At 76.1% G+C, this 3,838-nt stretch carries 2 protein-coding genes and 1 pseudogene; all 3 read right to left on the minus strand.

The window, feature by feature from the left end; translation table 11 throughout:
• Positions 1-2,594, minus strand: a 2,594-nt coding sequence (locus CCN72_RS21270) for a type I polyketide synthase (RefSeq protein ID WP_107430139.1), incomplete at its 3' end; no start/stop codon positions are given.
• Positions 2,594-2,884, minus strand: coding sequence for an acyl carrier protein (locus tag CCN72_RS21275; RefSeq protein WP_086808896.1), 291 nt, complete (start codon positions 2,882-2,884; stop codon positions 2,594-2,596). The genes CCN72_RS21270 and CCN72_RS21275, both read right to left, overlap by 1 nt.
• Positions 2,885-2,916: 32 nt before the next feature.
• A pseudogene (locus CCN72_RS21280) lies at positions 2,917-3,838 on the minus strand (acyl-CoA dehydrogenase); the annotation flags it as partial.

A 3,838-nucleotide genomic window follows, 5' to 3' on the forward strand; every position in this document is an offset into this window, starting at 1 on the left:
ACGCCCCGGAACACCGCCGCCACGCGCGCCTCAGTGCGCGGAAAGCGGGGGCGGTCGTCGAAGGCGTAAGGGGCCAGGCGTTCCGGGCGGCGGTGTTCCGGGGCGTAGAGGGCGGACCAGTCGGGGTCGAGGCCCGAGCGGTACAACGCGGCGATCACGTCGGCCAGTTCACGGCCGGTCGCGGCGGGGCCGGGGCATGGGTGGAGGCAGTCGACTCCCGCGCCGAAGCCCGCGCGCCCCACGAGACCCAGCAGTTGCGGGCGGGGACCGAGCTCCACCAGATGGGTCGGCGCGATCTGCCCGACCAGCGCGCTCAGCGCGTCCCCGAAGAGCACCGGCTCGGCGGCCTGCGCACCCCAGTACGCGGCGTCCAGCGGCTCGTCCCGCAGCAGCCTCCCGTACCGGGTGGAGGCGAACGGCACCTCGGGCGCCCGTACGGCCGCCCGCGCCGCTGCCTTGCGCAGCAGCGGTACGACGGGCGCGACGGCCGGAGAGTGGAAGGCGAGCGGCACGTCCAGAAGGCGGGCGCGCAGGCCCTGTCCGGCGAGCCTGGCGGCGGCACGCTCCAGCGCGGGGCGCCCGCCCGCCAGCACGGTGTCCGCGGGACCGTTGACGACGGCGAGCGCCAGCTCCGGTTCCCCGGCGAGCAGCGCGTCGACCGCCTCCCGCTCCCCGCGCACCGCCAGCATCCCGCCGCCGGGCAGCTCGGCCATGAGGGCGGCGCGCGCGGCGACCAGCGCGGCGGCGTCCGCGAGACCGAGCGCGCCGGCCGTGACCGCCGCCGCGTACTCGCCCACGCTGTGCCCGAGCACCGCCGCCGGACGCACTCCCAGCTCGGTGAGCGTTTGGGACAGCGCGTACTCCACCGCGAACAGCGCGGGCTGCGCCAGCCGGGCGCCGGTGATCCGCTCGTCCCCGGCGAGCAGCAGCTCGGTCAGCGACCGGCCGGTGTGCGGCGCGAGCGCGGCGTCGGCCTCGTCCAGGTGCCGGCGGTAGGCGGGCAGATCCCGGTACAGCCCGGCGGTCATGCCCGGGTAGGTGCTGCCCTGCCCGGTGAACAGGAACCCCACGACCGGGGCCGCCGACGGCCGTACGGCGTCGCGCGCGGGCCGCTCCGCGTCCCGGCGCAGCGTCCCGGCCAGCTCCTCGGCGTCCTGCGCGGTGGTGGCGTAGCGGTACGGCAGTCCCGTCTTGGCGCGGTTGCTGCTCCAGCACAGGGCGGACACCGCGCGGCCGCGCCCGGCCACCGCGCCCGCCTGCGTCAGCAGATTGCGGCGCAGCCCCTCGGCGGAGTCCGCGGTGACCGTGAACACCCCGGCGGCCGAGGGAACACGCCCCGACCGGTGCGGCGCGGGCGCGGACGCCAGCACCACATGCGCGTTCGTGCCGCCCATCCCGAAGCTGCTCACGCCCGCCACCGTCTCACCGCGGGGCAGCCGCAGCGGCGACTTGATGAGCCGCAGCCCGCGCTCGGCCAGCCGCAGCCGCGGGTTCTCGCGGTCCGCGTGCCGGCTCGTCGGCACCACCCGGTGGTGCAGCGCGAGCGCCGTCTTGATCAGCCCGGCGATCCCGGCGGCGCCCTCCGTGTGGCCGAGGTTGCCCTTCACCGAGCCGATCGCGCACGGCTCGTCACGCGGCACCCCGTGCACCGCGCCGAGCGCCGCGCACTCGATGGCGTCGCCGAGCACCGTCCCGGTGCCGTGCGCCTCCACGAAGCGCACCCGGTCCGGGGTGACGCCGGCCCGTTGGTAGGCGGTCGCCAGCACCTTCTGCTGGGACCAGCGGCTGGGGGCGGTCACGCCGTTGCTGCGCCCGTCCTGGTTGACGGCGCTGCCCCGGATCACGGCGTAGACCCGGCTGCCCTCGGCGAGTGCGTCCCGCAGCCTGCGCAGCACCACCACGCCCACCCCGTCGGCGCGGCCGATGCCGTCCGCGTCGGCGGCGAACGGCTTGCAGCGCCCGTCCGGCGCGGCGAGCCCGAGCTGCTGGTAGACCAGGCCGAGGGTCGGCGAGAGCACCAGGTTGACGCCGGCCGCGACGGCGGTGGAGCACTCCTCGGTGCGCAGCGCCTGGACCGCGAGGTGCACCGCGACCAGCGAGGAGGAGCAGGCCGTGTCCACGGCGAGGCTCGGCCCGTGCAGGTCCAGGTGGTACGAGACCCGGTTGGCGATCATTCCGGCGCTGCTGCCCGCGCCGAGCTGGGGCGTGGGCCGGTGCTGCCCGGACAGCGTCAGCCGGCCCCACTCGCCGCCCATCACCCCGACAAAGACCCCGGTGTCGCTGCCGGAGAGGGCGCTCGGGGATGTCCCGGAGTCCTCGATCGCGCGCCACACACTGGGCAGCAGCAGCCGCTGGTGCGGGTCCATGGCGGCGGCCTCACGCGGCGGTACGGCGAAGAAGGCGTGGTCGAAGCCGTCGATGCCGTCGGCGAAGCCGCCCCGCGCGACGTCGGGGTGGGCGGCCGGGTCCCAGCGGTCCGGCGGCACCTCGCCGATGGCGTCGCCCGAGCCGAGCAGCAGTTCCCAGTAGGCGTCGACGCCGTGCGCGCGCGGGAAGAGGCAGTCGATGCCGACGACGGCGATGTCGTCGCCCATCAGCGGTCCCGCCCGGCGAAGACGTCGGGGTGGGCGGCCGGCAGATGGGCCAGCAGCCGGCCGACGGTCGGGTGGTCCCACAGCAGGGTCGGCTCGGCCACGACGCCCCACTCGTCTTCCAGGTCGCCGCAGAGACTGAGCGCCACCACCGAATCGGCACCGTAGTCGGCCAGCGGCACGGCCGGATCGATGGTCTCGGCCGGCCGGTGCAGATAGGCGGCGAGCCGGTCCAGCAGCCACGGTCCGAGGGCGGTGTCCGAGACGGTGGGCCGGTGCGCGGGTGCGGTCATGGTGGGACTCCTTCGCGAGCCTGCGGGGGTGGTCAGCCGCTCACAGGGGTGGTGTAGAGGTCGTAGCTGAGCTGGGCGCCGTAGCGGAGCTGCACCTCGTGCCGGATGCGGGCCGCGCACTGCGGGGGCGGGTCGGCGACCTTGAGGCCGAGCCGGCGGGCCAGCCGGTGCAGGGCGGCGGCGGCCCAGGACGCTTCGGCGAGGAAGGGATCGCCGGCGCGCCCGGCCTGCCGCCACACACCGAGCACCGCGGCGCCGGCCAGCAGCAGCGCGTACCGGTCGACCAGCGCGAACCCGGCGGCCGGCCGGACACCGGAGCGGGCGTCGCGCTCCAGGCCGCGGACCCGCGCGCGCAGTTCGGCCAGTTCGGCCGCGAGCGCCCGCGCGTATCCGGCCAGGGCCCGCTCGGCCGGTCCGGTGCCGGTGATGTCGTCGGCCGCGAGCGGCAGACACGCGGTGAGCGCCTCATGCCCGGAGGCGAGGCTGAGCCGGGCCGCGGTGGCGGGCGGAACCGGCGTGCCGGGCCTGAAGAGGGCGGCGGGCGGCGGTTGCGCGCCCTGCCAGGAGGTGCGGGCGAGCCGGGGCAGCTGGGGGATGACGGTGGCCTGGCAGGCGGCGGTGCCGGCGTGGCCGAGGCTGAGCACCGGTACGTCCCTGATGTGCTTCTGGAAGATGCCGAGCGAGCCCTCGCGGGTGTAGATGCCGGAGCCGAGCACGGTCGACAGGTCGTACATGGTCTCGATGAGCACCTTCGGCAGCAGGTACTTCAGCGCGGCCGAGTAGACACTGGTCTGTTCCGGCAGCAGGTGCAGGGCACGCAGCGCGAACACCGCGAGGCTGTCGTACAACAGCAGGTTGACGAAGGCGCCGGTGGTGGCGGCGGAGGCACGGACGGCGTCGGCGGTGTGGCCGGCCCGCGCGGGCAAGGACCGTGACTGCTCGAACATCACCGCG

The organism is Streptomyces murinus, assembly GCF_002154555.1.
GTDB classification, from domain to species: Bacteria; Actinomycetota; Actinomycetes; order Streptomycetales; family Streptomycetaceae; genus Streptomyces; species Streptomyces murinus.

Excerpts from the sequence above, each read along its gene's own strand:
- CCN72_RS21275 (WP_086808896.1), bottom strand. The coding sequence starts at position 2,884 with ATGACCGCACCCGCGCACCGGCCCACCGTCTCGGACACCGCCCTCGGA.